This window comes from Spirosoma fluminis (genome assembly GCF_054778895.1).
Genome location: NZ_BAAGZD010000002.1, coordinates 150571 through 176319 on the forward strand (window position 1 = coordinate 150571; position 25749 = coordinate 176319).

The 25749-nt window shown below is 49.2% G+C and carries 21 protein-coding genes; 8 read left to right on the top strand and 13 right to left on the bottom strand.

What is annotated here, in order from left to right:
- Nucleotides 1-50 precede the first annotated feature (50 nt).
- The 3 genes from ACYVBJ_RS01080 to ACYVBJ_RS01090 all read right to left on the bottom strand — a co-directional run bounded on the left by ACYVBJ_RS01080 (nt 51) and on the right by ACYVBJ_RS01090 (nt 2388).
- Entirely contained in the window at nt 51-1121 is a 1071-nt protein-coding gene (locus ACYVBJ_RS01080; RefSeq protein ID WP_460980454.1) for a 2Fe-2S iron-sulfur cluster-binding protein, read from the bottom strand.
- A gap of 149 nt (nt 1122-1270) precedes the next feature.
- Complete coding sequence (locus ACYVBJ_RS01085) at nt 1271-2113, bottom strand: BadF/BadG/BcrA/BcrD ATPase family protein (protein ID WP_460980455.1); 843 nt, start codon at nt 2111-2113, stop codon at nt 1271-1273.
- Between the two features lie 26 nt (nt 2114-2139).
- Nucleotides 2140-2388 carry a cytochrome b5 domain-containing protein gene (locus ACYVBJ_RS01090; RefSeq protein ID WP_460980456.1) on the bottom strand — a complete coding sequence of 83 codons (249 nt, stop codon included), beginning with the start codon at nt 2386-2388 and terminating at the stop codon, nt 2140-2142.
- A 106-nt stretch (nt 2389-2494) separates the two neighbouring features.
- Here ACYVBJ_RS01090 and ACYVBJ_RS01095 point away from each other — a divergent pair, with 106 nt between their 5' ends.
- Together ACYVBJ_RS01095 and thiL are read left to right on the top strand one after the other, a co-directional pair.
- Nucleotides 2495-2941: a hypothetical protein gene (locus tag ACYVBJ_RS01095; protein ID WP_460980457.1), complete on the top strand. Its 447-nt coding sequence runs from the start codon at nt 2495-2497 to the stop codon at nt 2939-2941.
- Nucleotides 2942-3040: 99 nt separating this feature from the next.
- A complete protein-coding gene (gene thiL / locus ACYVBJ_RS01100) occupies nt 3041-4072 on the top strand; it encodes a thiamine-phosphate kinase (protein WP_460980458.1) in 1032 nt (343 codons plus the stop codon).
- Between the two features lie 18 nt (nt 4073-4090).
- On the opposite strand, the gene ACYVBJ_RS01105 is transcribed toward thiL, so the two are convergent.
- The 3 genes from ACYVBJ_RS01105 to ACYVBJ_RS01115 all read right to left on the bottom strand — a co-directional run bounded on the left by ACYVBJ_RS01105 (nt 4091) and on the right by ACYVBJ_RS01115 (nt 7402).
- Nucleotides 4091-4558 carry a hypothetical protein gene (locus ACYVBJ_RS01105; RefSeq protein ID WP_460980459.1) on the bottom strand — a complete coding sequence of 156 codons (468 nt, stop codon included), beginning with the start codon at nt 4556-4558 and terminating at the stop codon, nt 4091-4093.
- 147 nt (nt 4559-4705) lie between these two features.
- A complete protein-coding gene (locus tag ACYVBJ_RS01110; protein WP_460980460.1) occupies nt 4706-5776 on the bottom strand; it encodes a mannose-1-phosphate guanylyltransferase in 1071 nt (356 codons plus the stop codon).
- 135 nt (nt 5777-5911) lie between these two features.
- Nucleotides 5912-7402: an efflux transporter outer membrane subunit gene (locus ACYVBJ_RS01115; RefSeq protein ID WP_460980628.1), complete on the bottom strand. Its 1491-nt coding sequence runs from the start codon at nt 7400-7402 to the stop codon at nt 5912-5914.
- A 1373-nt stretch (nt 7403-8775) separates the two neighbouring features.
- On the opposite strand from ACYVBJ_RS01115, the gene ACYVBJ_RS01120 reads away from it, so the two are divergent.
- Entirely contained in the window at nt 8776-9219 is a 444-nt protein-coding gene (locus ACYVBJ_RS01120; RefSeq protein ID WP_460980461.1) for a peptidylprolyl isomerase, read from the top strand.
- Between the two features lie 84 nt (nt 9220-9303).
- On the opposite strand, the gene ACYVBJ_RS01125 is transcribed toward ACYVBJ_RS01120, so the two are convergent.
- The 3 genes from ACYVBJ_RS01125 to gcvP all read right to left on the bottom strand — a co-directional run bounded on the left by ACYVBJ_RS01125 (nt 9304) and on the right by gcvP (nt 15273).
- Nucleotides 9304-10113 carry a TspO/MBR family protein gene (locus ACYVBJ_RS01125; RefSeq protein WP_460980462.1) on the bottom strand — a complete coding sequence of 270 codons (810 nt, stop codon included), beginning with the start codon at nt 10111-10113 and terminating at the stop codon, nt 9304-9306.
- Between the two features lie 101 nt (nt 10114-10214).
- Nucleotides 10215-12209: an OmpA family protein gene (locus tag ACYVBJ_RS01130; protein WP_460980463.1), complete on the bottom strand. Its 1995-nt coding sequence runs from the start codon at nt 12207-12209 to the stop codon at nt 10215-10217.
- Between the two features lie 160 nt (nt 12210-12369).
- Nucleotides 12370-15273: an aminomethyl-transferring glycine dehydrogenase gene (gene gcvP / locus ACYVBJ_RS01135; RefSeq protein WP_460980464.1), complete on the bottom strand. Its 2904-nt coding sequence runs from the start codon at nt 15271-15273 to the stop codon at nt 12370-12372.
- Between the two features lie 112 nt (nt 15274-15385).
- On the opposite strand from gcvP, the gene ACYVBJ_RS01140 reads away from it, so the two are divergent.
- The 3 genes from ACYVBJ_RS01140 to ACYVBJ_RS01150 all read left to right on the top strand — a co-directional run bounded on the left by ACYVBJ_RS01140 (nt 15386) and on the right by ACYVBJ_RS01150 (nt 18040).
- On the top strand, nt 15386-16228 hold the full coding sequence (locus ACYVBJ_RS01140) for a glycosyltransferase family 2 protein (protein ID WP_460980465.1): 843 nt from the start codon (nt 15386-15388) through the stop codon (nt 16226-16228).
- Nucleotides 16229-16234: 6 nt separating this feature from the next.
- Nucleotides 16235-17002 (top strand): DUF268 domain-containing protein, encoded by a 768-nt coding sequence (locus tag ACYVBJ_RS01145; protein WP_460980466.1) that lies wholly within the window; start codon nt 16235-16237, stop codon nt 17000-17002.
- A 171-nt stretch (nt 17003-17173) separates the two neighbouring features.
- The gene (locus ACYVBJ_RS01150; RefSeq protein ID WP_460980467.1) at nt 17174-18040 is read left to right on the top strand and encodes an alpha-1,2-fucosyltransferase; all 867 of its coding nucleotides are present in this window, start codon (nt 17174-17176) and stop codon (nt 18038-18040) included.
- Between the two features lie 38 nt (nt 18041-18078).
- Here ACYVBJ_RS01150 and ACYVBJ_RS01155 read toward each other — a convergent pair whose 3' ends face one another.
- The 3 genes from ACYVBJ_RS01155 to ACYVBJ_RS01165 are packed head-to-tail and all read right to left on the bottom strand — an operon-like array spanning nt 18079 to nt 21204.
- Nucleotides 18079-18453 carry a DUF2304 family protein gene (locus ACYVBJ_RS01155; protein ID WP_460980468.1) on the bottom strand — a complete coding sequence of 125 codons (375 nt, stop codon included), beginning with the start codon at nt 18451-18453 and terminating at the stop codon, nt 18079-18081.
- Entirely contained in the window at nt 18453-19133 is a 681-nt protein-coding gene (locus tag ACYVBJ_RS01160) for a glycosyltransferase family 2 protein (protein ID WP_460980469.1), read from the bottom strand. Before ACYVBJ_RS01160 ends, ACYVBJ_RS01155 begins: the two co-directional genes overlap by 1 nt.
- Nucleotides 19126-21204: a DUF7657 domain-containing protein gene (locus tag ACYVBJ_RS01165; protein WP_460980470.1), complete on the bottom strand. Its 2079-nt coding sequence runs from the start codon at nt 21202-21204 to the stop codon at nt 19126-19128. The genes ACYVBJ_RS01160 and ACYVBJ_RS01165 overlap by 8 nt, the downstream gene beginning before the upstream one ends.
- A gap of 131 nt (nt 21205-21335) precedes the next feature.
- Between ACYVBJ_RS01165 and ACYVBJ_RS01170 the strand changes: the two genes are divergently transcribed.
- Entirely contained in the window at nt 21336-22361 is a 1026-nt protein-coding gene (locus ACYVBJ_RS01170; RefSeq protein ID WP_460980471.1) for a lysylphosphatidylglycerol synthase transmembrane domain-containing protein, read from the top strand.
- Nucleotides 22362-22461: 100 nt separating this feature from the next.
- Entirely contained in the window at nt 22462-24039 is a 1578-nt protein-coding gene (locus tag ACYVBJ_RS01175; protein ID WP_460980472.1) for a M28 family peptidase, read from the top strand.
- 87 nt (nt 24040-24126) lie between these two features.
- Here ACYVBJ_RS01175 and ACYVBJ_RS01180 read toward each other — a convergent pair whose 3' ends face one another.
- On the bottom strand, nt 24127-25743 hold the full coding sequence (locus ACYVBJ_RS01180; protein WP_460980473.1) for an amidohydrolase family protein: 1617 nt from the start codon (nt 25741-25743) through the stop codon (nt 24127-24129).
- Nucleotides 25744-25749: the final 6 nt, after the last annotated feature.

Sequence of the window (25749 nt, forward strand, 5' to 3'; positions counted from 1 at the left end):
CGTATCTACCTCAAAAAAGGACCGAAATCAATTCGGTCCTTTTTTGAGGTTTACTCTATCTCAATTATTACGTCACGCCCAACGGGATGGGCTACGCAGGTCAGGACGTACCCCGCTTTGAGTTCCGAGTCCGACAGCCCATCCTCTTCGTCCAGTTTGACCTTACCCGATGTGCATCGTCCCATGCAGGCGGTACACATACCCGCCTGACAGGAATAGGGCAAGTCAATATCCAGATCTAAAGCGGCCTCCAGAATGGTCTGATGCGGAGCCACGGCGAACTTATACTCACTGCCTTCGTAAATAACCGTTACCTCCGGCGATCCTTCATCGTCGGCCGTTAGCGGCTCTTCAACGACATCGCCAGCCGGTACAGGAGCCGTGACATAACTTTCTTTGAAAACGCGTTCGGCAGAAACGCCGACTAAAGCCAGAGCCGAGCGCGCTTCAGCCATCATACCATCGGGACCGCACAGATAAAAGCTGGCGTTCTGACGATCGGCCGCAGGCATCTGGTCCAACAGCTTCGTAAGTGTATGCTGATTCAGACGCCCTTCCAGACCCGTCCATCCGGCATCGGGTTGACTTAATACGTGCGTAACCTGGAAGCGCGACCGCCCATAGGCCTGTTCCATCGCATCGAGGTGGGCTTTATAGATGATGGATGCCTGATTTCGGTTGCCGTAAATAAGCCAGACCCGGCTATTGGGTTCGACGTGCAGGGCCGACTTTGCCATCGAAAACAAAGGCGTAATACCGCTACCGGCTCCAACCAATACCAGCGTCCTGCGATTCTGTGGGTCGAGCTTAGGCGTGAAGGTTCCCATCGGATCAAGCGTTTCGACAATGTCTCCGGCTTTGATCCGATCGCAGAGATAATTCGATGCCAGGCCACCCGGCACCCGCTTCACCGAAACGGCCAGTGATACGTCTACATGAGGAGACGACGCCATGGAATAGGAACGCCGAATTTTCTGACCGTTTATGGTGAGCAGGAATGTTAAAAATTGACCGGGTTGATAACGCACCTCTTCATTGATGGGGTGCCAGAAGGTTATCGTTACGGCGTCGGCTGTTTCGCGAACAACCTCCTTTACTTTTAAAAAATACCGATTTGCCATTATACTATTCTCAGGTTGTCAATGGTCGTTTGAAGCCCCGCGTAATCCGTTTAACCAAATCATTTGCTTCAACCTACGGGCATAATGCTCCGACCATAATGCAAAAGTACGGCAAGTAGGCCGCTTGATTAACAACCGACTGTGTAAAGTCAGTGTTTTTGGTGGACCGCAACTAATTGGTCGGCGGGAGCTTTCAGAATGCGACCCATTCTTAAATCAATCTGAGTTAAGGCTCTACGTAACGGTTCCGGAAAGTAATAACCGATCGATCCGACCACGTGAACTGGCCACTCACCTGCTTCCGGAAAGCGGCTTACGTACGTAGTAAAAAACTGAACGAAAGCATCCGTTATCAGCCGGGTTATGTATGGATGGGCCAGATGCTCGGACAAGAACGAGGTGAACGAAGCAAAATACCGGTTTGGATAGGGTTTCTGATAAGCGTTTTCCAGTAACGTCGCCCGATCAAGCGCGTAACGTTCCTGAAACATGTCGCGCAGGTCGTCGGGTAACCGTTCCTGAAAAAAATCCCGAACCAGCGTTTTCCCCAGGTATCCTCCGCTACCTTCATCACCGAGCCAGAACCCCAATGACTGAATACCCCGCGTAATTTGCTGACCATCGTAACAACAGGCGTTGGACCCCGTGCCGAGAATACAGACAATACCCGGTTCATGGCCAGCCGCCCCTCTGGCCGCACCCAGCATATCGCTGTTCACCGAAACCGTTTGCAGAGTCGGCAGCACCGCTCGCAATGCCTTGGCAACAATGTCATTAGCAGAAGGCCCGCTGCATCCGGCGCCATAAAAGAAAACCTTTGTTACGTCGTTACCACTTATAGACGGCAAAAGCTGCACCCGGAGAGCCGCTTCTATCTGCTCGCTGGTTTGATAATACGGGTTAAATCCGTCGGTATGAATAGCCCGAGTCGAACCATCGGCGGCAACGATCCGCCAGTCAGTTTTAGTAGAGCCGCTATCGGCAATGAGCATGAGAAGATACGGATTAAGATTGGTTGTTAAAGCAGCCGCCCCACCACCGGAAAACGGTCGAAAACCCATTCGGCATGGGGCGCATCGGCGAGTTCGGCGGTGAGGTCCTGCCCGGCCCAGTGTTCGTAGTGTTTACCCCGTCGCCAAAGGCGTGATGCTGATACGTCATAGATGATACCGGCGTAGGCACACCAGATCTCGTCGCGGTCCTGACCGTTACGTAAAGCAAGCTGAGCACGACTGTATGGGATTAACAAATCGGGGTTAGTGAGCATTGTCTGTCCGTTTAGTCAAACGGATGAATAAATAGGCATCGTTTTTGACGGTGACAACAAAATTAGCGTAACTTTAGCCACTTTAGTTTACACGCATCGATTGACCATGAGAAAGATTCCATTTCTTGCTTTCCTTTCGGTAATAACCCTTATTAGTTTACTGACGAGCTGCAACGGCGATAAGACCCCACCTGTTTCTGAACGCATTGCCAAAGTATGGACAGCCCGTGTTGTAGACGAAAACACTCAAACGGTTTATACGCGGGGAGGTACTGCCAATGTTCGTAACTACACCAACTTCAAGCTTGATCTGAGTTCAGCCCCAACTGCTTCCTATACCGAGTTTGACGGAAACACCTTTAGAGGCCAATATTCTGTTCCATCGGATGATCGCCTTGTACTGACTAACCTGACCCCTGTCCCAACCGGAACGAATGGTACTATTGAGTTTACCATCAACAGCATCAGTGATACCGAATTAAAGCTGACCCGGACAACGACCAGCCAGAAAACCGGCGGCACAACGAATGTGTACACGCTGTCGAATCCGTAAGAGTTGGTAAACCAATTTTATTTCTGAGCCGTTCCGTAACCAAGCGGAACGGCTTTATTGTTTATAAAGTGTATTGCTGATTGACATTATAACCAACAGATGACTGACCTCAACAACCTCGGAGAAATTGGTTTGATCGAACGGATTCGGCAGGCAACGCCCTCGCCTGCGCACCCGGAAACCGTGCGCGGTATTGGCGACGATGCGGCCGTGTTCGACTGGGGTGACAACTATGGTCTGCTGGCAACGGATCTGCTCATCGAGGGCATTCATTTTGACCTGACCTACGTCCCCCTTAAACACCTTGGCTATAAAGCCGTTACGTTCGCCGTTTCGGACATTGCCGCGATGAACGGACTACCGTTACAGATAACGGTTGGCGTTGGGCTTAGCAGCCGATTTCCGGTAGAAGCCGTCGACGAGCTGTACGAAGGCATACGGGCCGCCTGCGAGTCGTATAAAATCGACTTAGTAGGGGGCGATACGACGTCTTCCCGGTCGGGGCTAATTATTTCGGTTTCGGTTATGGGAAAAGTTTCAAAAGATCTGATTACGTATCGCAATACGGCCCAGGCGAACGATGTTGTTTGCGTAACCGGCGATCTGGGAGCCGCTTATCTGGGTTTACAACTGCTGGAGCGCGAAAAGCAAGTGTATCTGGCCGACCCGAACATGCAGCCGAATCTTTCGGAAGAGCGAGCGTATCTGATCCAGCGGCAGCTTCGCCCGGATGCGCGCACGGACATTGTGCATGAACTGCGCGACCTGGGTATCAGACCTACGGCGATGATTGACGTTTCGGATGGATTAGCGTCGGAACTACTTCACTTATGTCGTCAGTCAGGCACCGGTGCTGTCATCTTCGACGAGAACCTTCCCATCGACGATCAGACGCACTTGGCCGCGGAGGAGTTTAAAATCAGCCCGATTACGTGCGCCCTGAACGGCGGAGAGGATTATGAATTACTCTTTACCGTTCGGCCCCAGGCATTCGAGAAACTGGCATCGAATGCCCGTATTACCGCCATTGGCTACCTAACGGCCGATCCGACGCAGGTTGTTTTGGCCACCAAGGCGGGTCAGCAGACGCCGATTCGTGCCCAGGGCTGGCAAAGCGGAGTGCAGCACTAATGCAGATGCAGAAGGTTGCTACCGGACACGTAACAGTTTGAGGTAGTAGCCTTCGTCGCATTGCCCTTCGGCACAGCGGGGCAGAATAACCAGCGTATCCTGCCGGAACGCTATATTCTGGCGGAACGGAATATTAGCCCGATTGGTATTGATGAATAACGTAACGCCCAGTCCATCGAGGCTGGTTGAATCGACCCGGAAGTAGCGTATTGGGTAATAATAAGTCATTTCCGCGCCAGATGCGGCCAGTTTACCATCCGCGCTGAACGTTAACGTCTGCGCATTGATGGGCGTATACCGTTTGAGGGCATAAAAACTGGTATCGCGCGGAGTGTTCAGGCTATCCACCCGAACCGTGTAGGTTGAGTCCTTAATGAACCGGCGTTCCAGAAGCTGCCAGGTACCCGTGATGCGCGGATCCCCCGCTCCGGGCGAAAATTCGGCCTGATCATCTTTGCAGCCCGCGAGCGCACCTGCCGCGAGCATTGACGTCAAAAAGTAAAGGAAAACGTTCTTCACGGATTATACCACCAATTCATACAGCCAACGAATATACGGCTTCGTAGATTGTTCTAATACGCAACCTTGTGGGGCCAGCCCATTTGTTTAAGAAGGCTGGCCCTATAAGGTTGCTTATACAAATTGTGTGCCCTGATCTTTGGCGTCGGCTACAAACGCCTTCACTTTCTGCTCGTCTTCTTTCCGGCAGATCATGAGTACGTTGTCGTATTCGGCCACAATGAATCCATCGAGCCCGTTGATGGCGACTAACCGATCTTTGGGAGTTTTGATGATGCAGTTTTTGGTGTCGTACAGCATGACGTGCCCATCCACTACGTTCTGATCGCTGGTTTTGGTCGATGCCTCATACAGCGATTTCCACGTCCCTAAATCCGACCAGCCGAAGTCACTTAGTACTACGTACACATTAGCAGCTTTTTCCATTACGCCATTATCGATCGAAATACTTCTGGTAAGTGAGTATGCTTTCTCGATAAAGGCTTCTTCGCGGTCGGTATAGTAGGCCTCCCTGCCTTCTTCAAAGATCTCAGCGACTTCGGGCAGGTAAGCTTCAAATGCTTTAATAATTGCCTGTACATTCCAGACGAAGATACCCGCGTTCCAGACAAACTCACCGCTTTCGACAAACTGCTGGGCTAATTCAAGATGAGGCTTCTCTGTAAACGTTTTTACTTTTTTAATCGTATTGCCCGACTCGGGAATGTACTGAATATAGCCATAGCCCGTATCGGGGCGGCTCGGCTGAATACCCAGCGTTACCAGAATATCCTGGTTCTTTGTCGAGTCGAGGGCAACCTGGATGGTCCGCTTAAACTCGTCTTCCTTTAAAATGATATGGTCGGCTGGGGCCACAACGATGTTTGCCTCTGGATCGCGCTGCGCAATTTTGTAACAGGCGTAGGCGATGCAGGGAGCCGTATTGCGGGCAATCGGTTCACACAAAACCTGGTCGTCGGTGAGCTGAGGTAACTGCTGCTGACAAAGGTCTTTATAAAGCGCACTGGTAACGATAAAGATGTTTTCGGGCGGGCAAACGCCGTCAAACCGATCGGCCGTTTGTTGAAGCAAGGTCCGGCCAGTACCTAATACATCGTGAAACTGCTTGGGATAACTCGTCCGGCTGAACGGCCAGAATCGCGTTCCGACCCCTCCAGCCATTATAATAACATACGTGTGATTCATTGGCATTAATCAAGTAGAATAGAGAATGCTACAGCAAAGTTGCCATATTCTTACTGATTTAAGCCAGAAAAGTTCAGGAAAGCTATTGAGTTGTAGCTTAATTCGAGAGCTTAGTTTACTGACATCCAGATTGATTTAATAATCTCCTCCAATTGCCCGGAGCAGAGCCACGGCGTACTGCGCTTCCTGGCTGCGAAGCTGCACCAACTGCTGTTCGGTGGTCAGGATGGTTCGCTGGGCGTCGAGCACTTCCAGATACGTAGCCAAACCCCGCACGTACAGCTCCCGGTTATACTGCTCCGTCCGACGGGCCAACGCCAGTGTCTGTTGCTGCAAATCGATTTGCTGACGTAACAGCGTGAGGTTATCTAGAGCGGTTTCGGCGTCGCGCTGGGCCAATTGTACGGCCTGCTGATACGTCTGCTGACTCGTTTGAGCCAGTTGTTTCGATAAGGCGATGTTCTGACGAGCCCGGTGTCCTTCATAAAGCGGTACTGAAGCATTGACGCCTACGATGTACGTAGCGCTACTTGGCGTAAACCAGGGGCCGATACGTCCCGACAGGACGCCCCCCGACCCGACCAGCGTTACTCTGGGCTGGGTGCTGGCCTGCTGGAGGGTAACCTGAGCTGCTGCAATCTGGTTTTGCCGAATGAACTGGACCAGATCCGGTCGACGCTGTAGCTGCTCAACCGATACGCTGGCGTAGGGATACGTTAATCCGGCGGTTGGCAATGTACCGGCTGGAACATTGAACTGAGTCGGGTCCTGGGCGCAGAGCTGCGCGAGTCCGTTTACCAGTTCAACGCGGGAGCGTTCAAGCCCTTTCAGGGTCACCCGTAACCCGGCATAATCCGTTTCGGCCCGCTGCACGTCAATCTGGTTGATAAGGCCAACCCGAAAACGTTCGCGGAGGATAGACAATGTCGTATCCCTGGCCTGAATATTCCGACGAAATACGGCCTGCTCAGCATCGTTGCCGCGTATCAGCAGATACGTGCGGGCAATATCCGACGCGAGTGTCAGCCGAAACGACTGAAAATCGGCGTCGCTGGCCTGCGCCTGTAAATCGGCGACTGCAATGCTGCTCCGAATGCGTTTAAACAGATCAAGCTCGTAGCTGGCGTCGATTGGCAACAACTGAAACGTATTCAATTGAAACCGGGGCAGTAAGTCTGCTTGATTTGGCACAGATAGGGGTCGGCGCTCCGACAGGCTCTGCGTGGTTATCAGCACCGAGCTACGCAGGGATGGCGACAAGAACGACTGCGCTACCCGCACACGGATGCGGGCTTCTTCGAGCCGGCTCAGCGCAGCTTTCAAGTTCGGACTGTTGGCAAGCCCCAGCTGAATCAGGGATTCAAGCATGGGATCGCCAAAGCGTCGGAATCCACTAATGCTAAGAGCCGAAGTTGATTCGTTTGGATTGACTGCTGCACCTGTTACAGTAGTCGGCGATGAATCCGTTCTGGATGGCTGCGGCTGAACCGTACCCGTTGCACCAGTCGGAGCAGCTCCCGGCTGAACCGTTACGGCTCCCCCCGGCGCATTCAATGGGTTTGTCTGCGCCATAGCGCATACGTCAAGAAAGAGGAAAAAAGCACTGAATGTTATAAACTGCTTCATCGTTGAGCTACGATTTTCTGGGTATTTACCTGACGAAGGCGCACTTTTTGCCCATCGCGCAGGCGATCGATCATTCGGGTTAGTTACGACGTATTTCTGACCAGTCAGACCCGTCGATGCTTCGAGGGTTGTTCCATAGTCGCGGCCGATTGTGATGGGAACGAATCGAACCCGCTCATCCGCTTCGGCAATCACAACGCGCGGGCCCTGGGGAGTTATGTGCAGGGCGTTGGCCGGTATCAGTACCGGAGCGTTAACAGCAATCATGTTGAATTTAACCTGACTGTACAGACCAGACGGTATTTCCTGTCTGGGGTTCGGAATGGCGACCTCAGCGAGTAACGTCCGCGATTCACTCCGCAAGGTACCAGAGGTCCTGACAACTTTACCAGTAAATAATCGATTTTTCAACTCAGTCACCACGACGGTAGCCGATAGGCCAGTCTTTACATACTGAAACTATGTCTGCGGCACATTGACAACTACGCGCAACATACCCAGCCCGGAGATGGTGAACAAAGGCTGCCCAGAACCAGGCGACACCAGCGTTCGGTTCACCACCTTCGCCTACTCCTAACGACATAGGCAGCGTACCAATAATTATGGCAATATCAGTCATCCGAATAGGCCGTAAACGCGTTCAGTCTATTTCGAGGGTGGTTTTATCCCCACTTACCTCAGGCAGATAAGCTTTGGCAAAGCTGACCAGCAGAATACTGTTCGCCGTTGCTACCCCTACGCTCATAATTGCGCCCATCAACGACGCAATACTAAATCATTACCCGTCAGAAACAACATTCGGATCATGTCGCCTGAAGCACTGGGGAAACTAGCACTGATAATGAACAGATACCGCAAGATCGAGCCTTGATCATCAGAAGGAAACCAGCAAGGCGGTAAACAAAATGCCTATCCTCAAACGATCGAAGGTACTTTTTACCCAGTCCTGGATAACGAATATAACCGGAATATTAATACGCTGGATAATACCAGATGGCGTCTGCAATGCTGCTAACTTACCCACAATCCTAATGAGCAGGGCTGGAATAGGTGTGTTTTAGAATTTCACTGGCAGAAAATAGCAAAGCAACGGTTGGTCGCACCGATAGATTTTACCGCCTTCAAAAAGTCGGGCAGGTTATTATAATCGGGTATTGCCTGATTTTCCACAGTGATGACGCGTAGGAACGACCAATGGACGTAACAGCCGGAAAGTTAGGAAAGGTTTCGATACGTCTCAAGGCAGCTTTTCCGTCAAATCAGTCCCTGTGCCTAAGTCTTGGCTGACCTTTGACGTAAATCGTTGTAATTTTGCAGTCTGGTAAACCGACCATGTATGGTCGGTTTGATACGCTTATTAAAACAAGTCAGCTATGCCAAAGGCACAAATGAATACCGATAAGGGCACGATGCTCATCGAATTCTTCGACAAAGACGCGCCAAAAGCGGTTGAGAATTTTATCTCGCTCGCGAAGAAAGGTTTTTACAACGGAATTAGCTTCCACCGCGTTATTCCAAATTTCATGATTCAGGGGGGGGACCCTACCGGAACCGGTGCGGGCGGCCCAGGTTACACCATCGACTGCGAATTAACCGGCGAGAACCAGTACCACGACCGGGGTGTATTGTCGATGGCCCACCGCGGCCGTAACACGGGCGGTTCTCAGTTCTTCATCTGCCACAACCGCCAGAATACGCAGCACCTCGACCGCAATCATACCGTTTTCGGCAAAGTAGTTGAGGGCTTGGACGTGATCGATCAGATTCGCCAGGGCGATAAAATCAACAGCATTACGGTGCTGGAAGACGAAGCGTAGTCTGAACGTAACGTAACACGTTAAAGAAGGGCATCTCCTCAAGTTATATACTCTGAGGAGATGCCCTTCTTTTGGTATTTATCGTTATGAATAAACCGGCGTCTTACGCGATATGAAACCGGTAATCGCCAACAGGACAGCGCCTATAGCTCCGGCACCGGCAATCACCTGTATCTGGCTATATCCCTGGTTTTCGACAGCAATCGCAACGTATGCCCAGGCAAATACAAGAATATAGGTTATGCTGCGGTATCGATTGAATACGAAAGCAGCTACCACCAGACCAACAACCAGAACCGCCATCGCCCAGGTTGGTTCGCTCAATCCCATCAGACTGAAGTTGGTGGCTTTCAGATAAACCGATACGTTCAGAATGGTAGCCACCGTTACCCACCCAAAATAAATTGAGAACGGAATACGAGCCAACCAGGTTTCTGCTGCCGTAGCTGGCGACTCCGGTAACGTAGCGTCTAAATCCGGCGCGACAACTGGTACGTGGGGCCGGGCTAGTAGCCGTTGCTCAATAATGACCAGCGAGAACAACATCACCAGGATAACGAGTAATGCTAAGCCGATCTGCTCATTATTGAAAAGCGGGCTCCAGATCGCATTGCAAAACGCATTCAGCACAACCCACCAGCCAGCTGCTCGAAAACGCGGATTCGTTCGTTGCGAGGGTAGTGCCTGATAAACAGCAAACGCTAATAGTCCCAGAAAAATAATTCCCCAAATAGAAAAGGCGTAACCGGCTGGCGTGACAAACGTGTGGTATTTGTCGGAGACATCGCCGTTCGTTCGGCCGCCAAAGACACCCGCATTCGACAGGTAGTTTAGTATAATCAGAGATACAACGCCGAAAACGACGAAGAACTGGCGCAATTTGTCATTATTCATACATACAAAAAGGCTTGGTGTCTATTCAACAACCAAGCCCATTCGCATAGTGTTTTCGCACAATCAGTCAGTTTGCATATTACTGACTGCCAGCAGCGTCCCTATAACTCGAGAATCTTAAATTCAGTGCGCCGGTTCCGCTGGTGTTCTTCCTCGGTCTTCGCGTTTTTGACAATCAACTGCGTTTCGCCGTATCCTTTAGCCACGAGTCGGCTGGCGTCGATTCCCTTCGACGCGATATAGTCTACTGCCGATTTTGCCCGGTTCTGCGACAGACGCATGTTATACGCATCCGGAGCCCGAACGTCGGTATGGGAGCTTAGTTCAATTTTAAGAGTCGGGTTATCCTTTAAAATCGTAACTAGCTTATCCAACTCCTCGGCCGCATCCGGACGAATGTTAAATTTATCGAGATCATAGTAGATATTCTCTAGCACAAACGTCTTGTTCAGCGTTGCCTTATCCAGCAGGATAGCCACATTGAACGTAGTATCCGTCTGCGCTTTCGTCAGGAAAATTTGCGGAATGCTTTTGCCCTGCATCGTGAACGGCTCCCGACGCGTCAGATAGCCTTTGCGCTCGGCCAGAATCGTATAATCTTTACCTTCCTGCAGCGGATACTTTCCGAACGTACCGGGCTGACCCGTTGTCACCTCCGCAATCGGCTGACCGCTTGCATCGTCGATGATCCGCACCCTGGCCGAATCGAGCGGAGCCACTGGCGTTTCGTTAGCAGACACCGTTCCCGCCAGGAAATAACGTACCGTCTTGGGCGCGTCTTTGGGGGGATTCTGCGCAATGGTCGTTGTGTCACTGGCGGGGCCTTCCTGGAAGAAGTAAATGTCATCGTCGCCTTTACCACCCGGACGGTTCGAGGCCAGATACCCTTCGGTTGGCTTCGTATAAATCAGCCCAAAATCATCGGCTGGCGAGTTGATCGGTTGGCCCATGTTCGCCACTCGGGTAACGCCACCCGAGCGCGTTGCCACAAAGACGTCCAGCTTACCCAGACCGGGATGGCCATCCGACGCGAAGTAAAGCTTGGCATCGGGTGCTACGTAGGGAAACATCTCATCACCGGGCGTATTGATATCGCGACCCATATTTACGGGACGACTAAAACGCCCAGACGCATCGATACTCGTCCGATACAGGTCAATGCCCCCCGCTCCGCCAGCGCGGTTCGAGGCAAAATATAACGTTTTACCATCTCCTGAGAACGCCGGTGAGCCGTCCCATGCCGTTGAATCGCTGATAGGCAACCGCAGCGGCTGGCTCCAGGTATTCCCTTCACCCAGTCGGCTGAGGTATAAATCGACGTCCAGACCACCTTTCCGCTTCCCGTTGTTGCCGCGGGCAAACACCATCATCTTCCCGTCTTTCGAGAAGGCCGGTGTTCCTTCGTTCACATCACCCTGAAAAACGTTGGTACTAAACGGCTCGGGCGGTCCGGCACTCCCCGTTTCATCGGGTGTCTGGTTCAGCTTGGTTTTGTATAAACCCAGCATCGGCAAGCCGTTGTTTTTATAAACCTGTTCTTTGCGCGAGGCCGTAAAGACAAGCTCATCCCCTTTTATCACCGGCGCAAATTCGGTTCCAGGCGAGTTCAGGTTGCTCATATTTTTTAACGTAATGAGCGCCTTATTCTTGGCAATAATGTCGATGGCCTTCAGCGTTTCAATCTCACGTCGGGCTTTATCCAGCACGGGTTTAGGCGTCGTTTTGGGCGCACTGGCAACGTACTGCTGAAGCTGATCGAGCGCCCCGGCATAGTTCCCCTGCGATTTCAGGGCGTAGGCATAATTGAGATGCGCATCGATCTCTTTGGTATCGGCCTCTATGGCTTTCTGGTAGAAAGGTGCCGCTTCAGCGAACCGATTCGACAAGCGGTAGGATTCGGCAACGTAATAGTTTAAACGGGCGGGGTCGATGTCTCCCTTGGTAGCTTTCTGAAACTGGCCCAGGGCCATATTGTACTCCCCGGCGTCGAAGTGCCGAACTCCTTTTTTGTACGCCTGCATGGCCGAGTTACAGCCCGAGAGTCCAAGGGCTACACTCAATACCACCAGCAGCGCAGACGACGTATTGATTTTCATAGATTGTAATGAGCAGAAACCGACATGGCCGCCAAGATATGAAGTTTTTTGGCGGGTCTAATTTTTAACGAATACAATTCGTTTTTATTGAGGATTGTTTAAACGTAAAGTGGACGGTTGGTTAAGCCAACCGTCCACTTTATAAATTGACAAATGGCTGCTAGCCCTGCTGCTCCATACCTGCTTCCTCAGCCACTTCGGCTGCATAGGCATCGGTTGGCACACAGGCACACACGAGGTTACGATCGCCGTAAGCCGAGTCGATCCGGCTAACACTCGGCCAGAATTTACGGGCACGAACGTAAGGCAGCGGATAAACGGCCTTCTCACGGCTGTACGGCCGATCCCAGGCATCGGATAGGGCTATATTGGCGGTGTGAGGGGCGTGCTTCAATACGTTATTAGCCCGGTCAGCTTCGCCATTCTCAATCTCACGAATTTCGTTTCGAATCGCAATCAGGGCATCGCAGAAGCGGTCAAGCTCGGCCTTCGATTCTGACTCGGTTGGCTCGATCATCATCGTACCCGCTACCGGAAACGAAACGGTCGGTGCGTGGAAACCGTAGTCTATCAACCGCTTGGCAAGGTCTTCAACCTCAATGCCAACCGATTGCTTGAACGGGCGGCAGTCGATAATCATTTCGTGGGCGCAACGACCGTTCGTACCGGTGTACAACGTATCGTAATGCCCTTCCAGCCGTGCTTTGATGTAGTTCGCATTCAGGATCGCCCGCTTCGTTGCGTTGGTCAAGCCTTCGCCACCCATCATGGCAATGTATGCATAAGAGATTGTCAGGATGCTGGCCGAGCCATACGGAGCCGCTGAAATAGCATGAATGGCCTGCTCACCTCCCGTTGGCACGAGTGCATGACCCGGTAAGAACGGCACTAACTGCGGAGCGACACCGATAGGTCCCATACCTGGGCCACCGCCACCGTGCGGGATACAGAACGTTTTGTGCAGGTTCAGGTGGCAAACATCGGCACCAATGCTAGCCGGTGAGGTTAATCCAACCTGTGCGTTCATGTTGGCTCCGTCCATATACACCTGTCCGCCGTGCTGATGGATGATGTCACATATTTCGTTGATGCTTTTTTCAAACACACCGTGCGTTGACGGATACGTTACCATCAGGCACGACAAGTCGTTGCTGTACTGCTCGGCTTTGGCCTTCAAATCCGCTACGTCGATGTTACCCCGTTCATCGCATTTCACGATAACCACCTTCATACCAGCCATAACGGCACTGGCCGGATTCGTGCCATGCGCCGACTGCGGAATCAGAGAAACGTTCCGGTGGTGATCGCCCCGGCTTTCGTGATATGCCCGGATGACCATTAAGCCTGCGTATTCGCCCTGTGCGCCGGAGTTCGGCTGAAGCGACATAGCCGCGAAGCCCGTAATTTCACAAAGCCACTTGTTCAGGTCAGTAAATAACTGCTGATAACCACCCGTCTGGTCTTTGGGCGCAAATGGGTGAATTTTCCCGAACTCCGGCCACGTTACCGGAATCATCTCAGCCGTAGCGTTTAGTTTCATCGTACAGCTACCCAAGGGAATCATTGAATGGACCAGCGACAAATCTTTCTCCTCCAATGATTTAAGGTAACGCAGCATTTCATGTTCAGTATGGTGCGTATTGAATACGGGGTGCATCATATACTCCGACTGCCGCACAAGCCGCTCGGGCCACGTAATTTCCAGTTCGTCGATGATTGCATCGAGATCCGTCTTCACGTTGAAAACGGTCAGTAGTTCCGAGACATCGTGAAGCGTCTTAGCTTCGTCGAACGAAACGCCAACGTGTTCGCCATCCGGCAGGTACCGCAGATTAACCTGAGCGGCCTTAGCCGATTTTTTCAGGGACTCAGTATCACTAACCTTAACCGTTACGGTATCGAAGTAATTTTCGGTGTCAACCTCATACCCATTCCAACGTAACGCCGTAGCGAATGCTTTGGTCAGTCCATGCACCTGCTCGGCAATGTTACGAAGCCGTTGCGGACCATGGTATACGGCGTAGCTGCTCGCCATAACCGCCAGCAGTACCTGCGCTGTACAAATATTCGATGTCGCTTTCTCGCGACGGATATGCTGCTCCCGGGTCTGGAGCGCCATACGCAGGGCAGATTTACCCTCAACGTCTACCGAAACCCCAATGATACGTCCCGGAATCTGACGCTTGAAGGCATCACGCGTAGCAAAAAAAGCCGCGTGAGGCCCACCGTAGCCCATCGGTACCCCAAATCGCTGCGCCGATCCAACCACTACGTCAGCGCCCATTTCACCCGGAGAAGTCAACAGGGTCAACGCTAACAGGTCAGCGGCTACCGCTACGGTGATGTTTAGTTCGTGCGCAGTAGCGATAAGGTCGGTGTAATCGAACACTTCGCCATCCGAAGCCGGATATTGCAACAGGAGACCGAAAATGGCTCCACTGGTCAGATCAACCGTATGGTGATCCCCAATCAGCAAGGTAATGCCGATGGGTGTAGCCCGAGTCTGCAGCAGGTCAATCGTTTGTGGGTGGCAACGTTCAGACACAAAAAACGTATTCGCCGATTTCTTCGCGGCCGGACGCATAGCATACAGCATGTGCATGGCTTCAGCAGCAGCGGTCGCTTCATCCAGCAGGGACGCATTGGCCAGATCCATGCCCGTCAGGTCAGATACTACGGTCTGAAAATTCAGGAGGGCCTCAAGCCGCCCCTGCGCAATTTCGGCCTGATAAGGCGTGTAGGCTGTATACCAGGCTGGATTTTCTAGAATATTCCGGAGAATTACGTTCGGCGTAATGGTATCGTAATAGCCGGTTCCGATGTACGATTTGGCAACTTTATTCTGCTCAGCCAGCTTCTTAAAATCAGTCAGAAACTGCATCTCCGACTTAGGAGCTGGTAAGTTCAGCGGATGATCGATCCGGATCGCTTCCGGCACTGTCTGATCAATCAGTTCGTCAACGCTGGTAACGCCTATAGTTTGCAGCATCTCAGCCTGAGCCGCTTCGGTCTGACCGTGATGACGGTCTTCAAATAAGTCTGTTGGGTGAAGATTGAGTTTCATGCCGGGATTAACCCACGTTTCGTTTTTTTGGAAACTCAAATTTACGGCAGAAGGTGCGATTTTGAGTAAAAGTTACGAGTATTATGGCCTGATAATTGTCTAACCTACAGTGATGGTTAACTCTACTACTCCACTTGTATCCGTAGTCATGCCTGTTTACAATGGGGAGCGGTATTTGGCGGAAGCAATCGAGAGTATATTGACACAGACATACACTCACTTAGAACTTATCATACTTAACAATGGCTCTACAGATGGAACAGCTGCTATACTTGACAGGTATGCCCGGCGCGATAAACGAATCAAAATTGTTTTTTATCCTGAGCCATTGGGTCACGCCGGAGAAGCTGCTTCTAACGTAGCTTGTCGCCATGCTACAGGTAAATATATTGCCAAACTAGATGCAGATGACGTAGCCGTACCTGATAGGATCGCTAAACAAGTGAACTTCTTAGAACTTAATCCGTCTGTGTTTTTAGTTGGAAGCTATTTGGAACTTATTGACAATAATGGTCAGAGCAAAGGCATTAGGACGTATCCTTTGTCAAATGAAGCAATCTACTATGAATTTTATTTACGTTTTCCAGTGGCCAATCCAGCTATTATGTATCGAAGTGGCATTATTAAAGGCGACTTTTACGTATTAAGACATAAGTTATTTACGGATGATTACTATAGCTTATTCATTCACATTCACAATGGTTTAATCTTTGTCAACTTACCAGAGCCTCTTACTCGCTACCGGATCCATGATAGTAATACTGTCTTTACTAATGTAAGGAAGAAATGGGCTATTAATATGGAAGTTAAGCAGATTTTCGTTCGTGACTTTGCTTATACACCACCTACCTCTCATAAGCTAATGATATGGTTTATTTCTACTGCAATTAAATGTATTCCAGAATCAACCCTAATCTATTTTATGAATAGAATGCGAAAAATTTTAAAAGCTTAATCATTTATGATTGGACGTATCATTAAAATTGGTTTACAAATCGTTTGGGGCGGTATAAAGGCAACACCTGCTTATATAAATGATTATTTTACACTTAGGAGTCAGCTAAATGGTCATTCCGACTTTCCAATCCGAAGTTATTACCCTGCTATTTTTGATCGCTACGCAGAAAGTGGTGAGTTAGTAAAGCATTATTTTCAACAAGACCTGTATGTAGCTCAGCGCATTTTCAAAAACAATCCGGTTAAGCATGTAGACATCGGTTCTCGTATTGACGGATTCGTTGGTCATGTTGCTTCATATAGACCTATCGAAATCATTGATATCAGACCTTTATCCCGATTAATTCCTAACGTTAGCTTTCGTCAGGCGGATCTGATGAATCTACCAGCGGATCTTGTTCATTCAACCGATTCTATCTCTGCCCTACACGCTATTGAGCATTTTGGCCTCGGTCGTTACGGCGATCCAATTGACGCCAATGGCCATATCAAAGCCTTAAATAACATTCGACAAATCATTAAACCGGGAGGCACGTTTTACTTTTCATCGCCAATTGGCCCTCAAGGAATCGTGTATAATGCACATCGGGTGTTCTCAATTAACTACCTAGCTAACTTGTTTACTACGGACTACGTCATAAAACGTTTCTCATATATTGATGACAATGAGCAATTTGTAGAAGACGCGGATTGGTGCTCTGAGGCAGCTCAAGCTAACTTTGGTTGTAACTATGGATGCGGCATTTTTGAAATGATTAGACGATCTGATTAAAGGCGTGCAGAAGTTTACAAGAGAATAGCAACTCTTAAATGTGAATAAAAGGTTGATTCACATTCTTAAGACCGGTTTACAAGAACACAAGCTAGCCGTTTAGTATGGAGGGGCAAACAATTCAGACGTTGGCATTCAAACTATCAATTCGAATTCGAGGCATAAGCGCTTATGGTCATCTCTATACTTGCGGGGGGATTAGGTAATCAGTTATTTCAGTACGCCTTCGGTTTTAAACTGTCTCGACAACTACAAACCGAGCTACGATTGGAGCACCACTTTCTAGAAAGTCATTCCTTAGCTAGGCTCCGAAATTATACGCCCAGACAGTACGAATTAGATATTTTTGGGTTACCGACTATAAAGGCTTCACTATATGATACGCTCCGATGCCTAAGCCGCACCTTGTTGCCTGGCCGACAAGCTGTTTTACTACGCGAATCTGCTCGGCCAGATCAAATAAATTTTGACGGGCCAACGTACGATGCTTTATGTTTTGGTTATTGGCAGTCCGAAGATTATTTTAAGGCAGAAGAAGAAGCATTGCGAAAACAACTAGTTTTCAAAAAGCGTCTTTCTGACCAGACTGCGGTGGTTGCTGAAAGCATTATATCGGGCCAAAGCGCCACATTTGTGCACGTACGCAGGGGCGACTATATAACCAACCTTATGGCTAACCGACGCCATGGCGTTTGTGATAAAGCGTATTATCACCGCTCGGCCGAATACCTCCGTCAACGAGTATCAGGCGCTCAATTCTTTATTTTTTCAGATGATCCCGACTGGGTTAAACAGGAGTTGGGAGGTTTATTTTTTCCTGCCACGTTCGTCAGTCATAATAAAGGGGCCGACAGTTGGCAGGATATGTATCTGATGAGTTTATGTCGCCATGCTATCGTAGCAAACAGCTCATTCAGTTGGTGGGGAGCCTGGCTTAACCCAGCAACCGACCGTGTAATTACCGCACCTAAACAGTGGTTTGCAGAACAATCTGCCCTTAACGACCGAATTGCTCCCTTCTATTGGGCTCGTATGTAGAACTGTTTTTTGCCTTGCAGATTATAGAACTTGTTTGGCTAATCCTTTAACGTTTTATTAGTTAAGCGAAGGCTTTTGTAATTATTAATGGCATTTTGCCTTATAATTTGCGTAAGAATAACGTCGTGTTGTAATAATCGACGATATAACACCGCTATTAGCAACAAAAAACCGGTAAAAAGTAAATAAAATACCAAGTCAACACCACGACCGACTCCTAATCGATTCGCTAAGTAATATGGCAACTCGGGGACAGCCACAAACAGAATACCCGTTAATACAATAGCGACAAAAAATAACCGGTAAAGCAGGCGATTTCTAAAAAGCCTCAACGAGGCTACAGCTACAACCAGCAACAATACAGACAGCAGCAGCTGAATTGGCGTAAACGTAATATGAAGGTCCGTAAACATTAGCGGAAGTATTTGTTAATAAATACATCAATTAAAATATCGATCGCCCCCTGCCAACGTTGCCCTTTCACCTGGGAGTACTCGGTGTACACTATGTGGGTCGGGTATTCAATATATCGTAATTGCTGCCGTCTTATCTGCATTAATATCTCGGTAGCGTGAGCCATCCTATTTTCTTTTAACTGGATAGTCCGCAACGCCTGTCGGTTCATAACCCGAAAGCCGTTATGAGCGTCAGATAGCCATAATCCAGTGAGCAACCCGTTGATAATTCGTGCAATACGTAACAACAAGCGCCGTAAACGTGGTATAGCCAGCAAATCCTCCTGACGCATGAATCGAGAGCCTAATACAACGTCAACTTTTTGAGTTTCTAAAATATTAATAAATCGGTCAATGTCAGCTGCATTATGTTGCCCATCTGCGTCGAAATGCACTACAACGTCAGCCCCTTGCTGAAGGGCAAAGTCCATTCCGGTTTGTAGAGCGGCCCCCTGTCCAAGATTGATGTCGTGACGCAGGTAATAAATAGGTAAATCACGTACGGCTCCAGCAGTGTCATCAGTAGAGGCATCATCAATGAGTACAATAGTATACTGCTCCCCTAACGACCGGATTGTCTGGCGAATGACTTTGCCTTCATTGAAAGAAGGGATCAGAATGAAAACCTTATTAGTCATTAGTCCGATAAATTTCGATACCACCCAATTTTGCAACTTGCTTCATGCATCGAATTTCAACCGGCTGAGGAGTACGGTCAAAAATGACATACCGCACGTTCAGCTTCCTAAGTTTTGAAGAACAAGGGTCGAGTGCTACCTGATAACCATCCTCAAATCCGTTTTGTATAATAACAGTATCAGGATGAACAGGATCGATGTATGTATTATATACCGTATGAGCATACCGGTTGTAGGCCGAGTCGCGTTTAGCCGTTGGGTCTAATACGCGCATGGTCTTAAAATCGGGCTGATTCTTTACACCACTTAATTGATTGACCCCTGTCGCTGTCACTAGATACGTAATGTACTGGTTTCCAAGCACCACCCACCGGGCCTTAGGTTCCTGTAAGTGCAATTCCCGTACTTTTTGGTACAGTGCATTTTCTGTGATAGGAGCCATGCCTTTACTGACCGGGTTGATTTTTAAGTTGGGCAGTGTAAAGAGCGCTACGGCGCCAGCAACAGCCACTTCTTTGTATTGAAAGTTACTAATCGGTAATAGCAGAAAATTTAGCCCCATGAAAAAGAGGGTAGGCAAAAACAGTTGGTGAGATTTATAGAAGCCTTCCGCATCTTTTAAATTTAACCAAGCGGCATACACCATAAATCCAACAACGCCCACACTAAGGGAAGCTGCCACGATTCCGCTAACCTTAATTTTTTTAGAATGTATGTAGCCTAGATACAGAACTGCCAGCACTACGTTACCAATACCAAAAGGAATTTGAGTCCGACGCGTTGGACTAACGTCGAGTAAGGTTGCTTTCGCCAGGAAAGCCGGAAATCCAACTTCAATCCAAATCAGCAAAATCAGAACATAAACTAAAGTAATTGCTAATAATGGATCAACTTTCCGAGTACTGGCAAAATAGATTAATGTGCAAACAGCAATGACGGGCGTGAACGTAATAAAATGTGACAACTCACATATATTAAGCCAGTTTTTCGGGAACAGTTGATCATTGAGTAGCCAGCCTGCATAATACTCCGAAAACCAGTTTGCAATGAATCCAGTACCGCCTGTTTCACTACGTTTACCGGGATAAACGGTATTAGACATGACGTCGATCGTTGATTTAGCATCCAGGTAATAAGCATAAAAAATAGCCCCCATTGCCAGAAAGGCCAGCGCAAAAACGCCCAGCTTCAACCATACTTTATTTAACAGAAGCTGTTTGTTAAAGTGCTGCCAAGTGTACCCAGTTAACAGAAACAAGAGCAGATAACCCAGGGGTACCTGATAAGGCGGGTACAGCGTTAAAGCAAACATGGCAAAGCACCAGAAAAACAGAACGCCCGCAATGAGAATACTTTTAGTTTTAGTAGAGAAAAACATGTAAGCCGAAGCGACTAACATGCCAAATCCGGAGTAAATACTTGTTAAAAAGAAGAATGACCACCACGCTAGACCCGGCGAAAAAACTAACCAGAAGGCTCCCAGCACAGAAAGCCAGAACTGATTGCGAGTTAGGAGCATAAAAGTTAGCATAACGGAAATTAGTCCAAAACACAAAATGAAGTTCCAGCGCCAGGCAAAGCCGTGTTCAACATCAAATAGATAAAACCCCCAATAGTCAGGTCTGAAAAAGGAGACAAAGTGCTTTATTGGGAAATAACCAACTAAGGCCACTTTTTCGCCACCAATCGCCGGGTTCTCAAGTGGAAAGCCTTGGTGCGCTTGTGATAACATAAATGGGGTAAGGACCCCCCATTCATCAATCCGTATAGGCCTCGGTTTACCCGATAATATGCCACGTTTGGCGTCTGAGCCATCAGGCATAACGGTATTCCACATACCTATTGACGAATAATTGATCTTGAGCAACGTCAGCAGCACAAACAATCCTACACAAATACCAATAAACCACTTGACTCGTCTATCAAAGCGAATTAATTCGAATGATTCTTTGGCCTCAGATTTATCGTTTTGTTCAAGCTTAGCTGTCAGTAAAGTCGAAGCGGAAGCTGATTGCTTTTTTTCTATACGGGATGTTATAACTGTAGGCTCGCCTTTCTTTTTCTTTGACATGATTGAGGCTATGGGGTAAACTATTTATGGGTCAGTATTTGCTCGATGATCTACTCAATCAAACTTACTAATACCGTGCCAGTCTGGCAAGGCAGGGTGGTTTCCTTTCTAAATTTAGTTAATTTGCCCGTATGGATAAGGTGTTTGCCCGGCAGATTCTGCCGATTCTATTGGCAATCGGGCTGTTATGGTACGTATTGAAAGATGTACCTTTAGCTCAACTGGCGGAGCAGTTTCATCGGGCAAACTACCGCTGGCTATTCATTGTCGCAGGTCTTACAAGCCTATACTTTATCGTTCGGCCCCTTCGCTGGCGACTTACTTTACAAGCGCTCGGCTATCACCCATCCTTTTTTCGTACGACCGTTGCCTTGCTGGCTGGCACTATGGCTAGTATGATCGTGCCTGGTGCTGGTGAGTTAACGCGTTGCGGTACGTTACAGCGTACCGATGGCGTTCCATTAGCCCAAAGCCTTGGTTCTGTTGTAGCCGAACGTGTCATTGATGTAATAATGTTAATTGTTCTGGTGGGCTTAACTTTTTTGTTTGAGTTTAAGCGCGTTGGGCAGTACATCACAAACCTTCTCACTCCGGTTGCGAGCAGGTTTACACCTGAAGGCAAGTCAGGTATAAACCTGCTTATAAGCGGCTTACTTCTACTGGCAATCAGTATTGCCCTTATATTCTGGTTGGTCAAAACTAAAGCGTTTCAAGAACACCGATGGGTTGTACGGGCAGTAGCCATTGGACGTAATATTGGGAAAGGGTTTTTAAGCATTCGTCAGCTCAAACGACCGAAGTTGTTTATAGCGCTAACGATAGGCAGTTATGTCTTATCGTTTAGCATTACCTACGCGTTATTCTTTGCATCGGCTCAAACGGTTTTCTTACCGCCAACAGCCGCGCTAACCGTTCTGACAGTTAGCTCCCTGGGCGGTTTGGCCGTACCGACACAAGGCGGCTTAGGTACGTATCATTTCTTAGTCAGCCGGGTATTAATTCTGTATGGAATGAAAGAAACGGATAGCGTTATTGTAGCTACGTTTATGCATGCTATTGGCTTTGGTATAAATCTGCTATTGAGCAGCGTCAGTTTTTTGATTATCCCCTTTTTGCTTAAACACCGCTCTACTCAACTCAACAAGCAAACAGCCTAAACGACCTACTAAATGGCTTGTGATATTCGTTAGTTGATTAGGACTTACCTCCCAAGAATTGACAAACTAGAAATAATTTATTATCTGATTCATTACCTAAATGAGATTTTCAAAACTAGTGGGTATAGCAGGTTTAGTTAGCCTGCCTTTAGTAAGCCACGCACAACAGAAGTTTGCCGAAACCATTACGGCTGCTGATCTTGAAAAACACCTCCGCATCTTGGCCGCCGACGACATGCAGGGCCGCGAAACCGGAACACCCGGTCAGCGTAAGGCGGCAGAGTATATTTCCGCGCAGTTTGCCGCCAATGGCTTAAAACCGATCGTTAAAACTGCCGATGGCAAAACAGGTTATCAGCAACCCTTTACGCTTTACAGGAAGACATGGGGCGATTTTTATGTTACCGCAGGTGGTAAACGTTTTGCCTATTTGAAAGACTTCACAACTAACGGTCTGCTAAACGTACCGACGGAAACAGCGTATGAAACCGTGTTCGTGGGCTACGGCATTGGGGACGCGACTTACGACGATTACACGAATATTGACGTTAAAGGCAAAGCGGTCGTCATGCTGGAGGGTGAACCTAAAGCCCTCAGCAACTCGGGAGCGAATTCAAAATGGAGCGGACCGAACGGCTGGCGTGCTAAGTCTACCCTGGCTAAAGAAAAAGGAGCCGCTCAGATTTTCATTGTTTCGCCTGAATCCGAAGAAAATTTCAAACGCTTACTCTCCGAACGGAGTGCGTTACAAGGCCGGTTTAATCGACTTGGGTTGAAATCCGGCAACGAAAACGTTGGTTCGGTTGGCATTTTCCTGATCACCAATGAAACCGCTGCGGCTTTATTGAATACGCAGGCCGCTACGTTGAAACAGACCGCTGATCAACTTGCCCAGGCCGCTAAACCAACGCCATCGTCACTAACGGGTAAGGTCAGCGTAAAAGCCGAACGTACTGAAGAGCAGGTGCAGTCTTCCAACGTTCTGGGCTACATCGAAGGCACCGACAAAAAAGATGAGGTGATGATTATATCGGCTCATTACGATCACATCGGTGTCAACCCGGACGGTCAGGTTAATAACGGTGCTAATGATGATGGCTCTGGTACGGTCTCGGTGCTGGAGATCGCTCAGGCATTTTCCAGAGCCAAAGCCGCAGGTCAGGGCCCGCGTCGGTCTATCTTGTTTCTGACCGTAACCGGCGAAGAAAAAGGCTTGCTGGGTTCGGAATATTACGCCGACATGAACCCGGTTTTGCCGCTGGCCAATACGGTCTGTGACCTAAACATCGATATGGTAGGTCGCGTAGACGATCTGCATCAGGGAAAATCAGATAACTATATCTACGTGATCGGTTCCGACAAGCTTTCTTCCGAACTGCACAAGATCAGCGAGGATGTGAACCAAAAACACATCAAGATGGAACTGGATTATAAGTACAACGATCCGCAGGACCCGCAGCGAATCTATTACCGGTCCGATCACTACAACTTTGCGAAGCACCGTATTCCCATCATCTTCTATTTCAACGGGTTGCACGCCGATTATCATAAACCAACCGACGATGTCGAGAAAATTGATTTCAAGCTGGCAGAACGTAGCGCCCGACTGGTGTTTTACACCGCCTGGGAGGTTGCCAACCGCGAACAGCGACTAGTGGTTGATAGTAACAAGCAATAGTACGTGTTGTAAAAAAAGAGTCCGGGCACTGCAAGTACCCGGACTCTTTTTTAATGGGCTCATCGTTGATAAAGTTTACCCCACTGATTAGTTTCCTCCGCCAACTTTACCGGCTTTGGGCGCGACGCCGGGCTGAGTGATCTCAAAATTTTCTTTCTGCTTCGCGTCGCTGACCAGTTGGCGAACATCGGCTAACAGCTTTTTAGCGTCGTAGACAACGCCATCTTTCACGGTATACGTTACACCACCGACGCGCTCGACCTGGTTTTTCTCATTCAGATGGATAGCGCCCGTTCCGTACAGCACTTTCAGATTCGCCAGCGGGTTCTGATCAATAATGACGAAATCAGCCAGCTTACCCACTTCAACCGAGCCGATCTGATCCGACATTCCGAGCGCTTCAGCGCCTTTCAACGTAGCCGCCCGAATTACCTCAAGCGGATGAAACCCGGCTTCGCGCAAAAGCTCAAGCTCGCGGATGTACGCGAATCCATAAAGCTGATAAATAAAGCCAGAATCCGATCCGGCCGTAACGCGACCTCCCCGATTCTTATATTCATTGATGAAGGCCATCCAAAGCTGGTAATTCTTTTTCCAGGCTACCTCCTGCTCGGTGCCCCAGTTGTGCCAGTACGACCCGTGCGAAATTCGGCTGGGTCCGTAGAATCGCCAGAGGCTGGGCAGGGTATAGTCGTCGTGCCACTCGGCACGTCGGGCCAGCATCAGCTCCCGGTTCGCTTCGTAAATGTTAAAAGTTGGATCGAGCGTAAAGTCTAGGGCAATCAACTCGTCCATAACCTTATTCCACCGATCGGTACCCGGTTTAGCCGCCTGCTGCCAGAGATTACCCGCTTCCTCAAACCGGTTCTGCTCATTGTTGTAATTGTAGTTTGCCGGATAGCTTTGAATCGTCTTATCCTCAAACAAAGCTTCGGGTAAACCATACCAGTGCTCCATGGTCGTCAGGCCCGCTTTAGCCGTAGCCAGCGCATTCATTCGGGCGACCTCAAGCTGCGCGTGGTGACAAGCCGATCGCAGCCCCAGCTTCTTGTTCTCATCTAAAGCCGTCCGGAACACAGCGGGTTCAGCCCCGAAAAATTTAATACCATCAGCTCCTTTTTCGGCGTTCTGCTGCACCCAGGCCCGCGCTTGCTCCGGCGTATTGATCGGCTCTTTTACGCCTTGACCAAACACCGTATACGCTTTGATCCGCGGAGCCGTAATTTCGTTACGTTCACTCTTGGTCCGGTGTTCAAGCACCCAGTCCAATCCGTTCCCGCACGATGGATCGCGAATGGTAGTGATACCGTGACCAAGCCAAAGCTTGAACACATACTCAGCGTTCGCGCCCTGCTCCTGACCGCCAATATGCCCATGCATATCGACAAAGCCGGGCATCAGATACATACCCTCGCAGTTGAGTTCTTTATCACCCGCTGCAGCCTTTGGGCGGCTTTGCGGATCAATAGCCACGCCGGGATAGCCAACCTGCCGAATCTGAGCGATCCGGTTTTTCTCGACCACAATATCGACGGGACCGATTGGTGGTGCCCCTGTGCTGTTAATCAACGTAACACCTCGAATGATCAGCCGCCCAAACGGTCCTTCGCCTTCACGGCGCGGGGGCGCTTTCTCAACCTGTGCTGTCACCAGGCTACAGCACATAACTAAGAAGAACCAAATAAAGGGTAGTCGTAACTGCATCGTAAG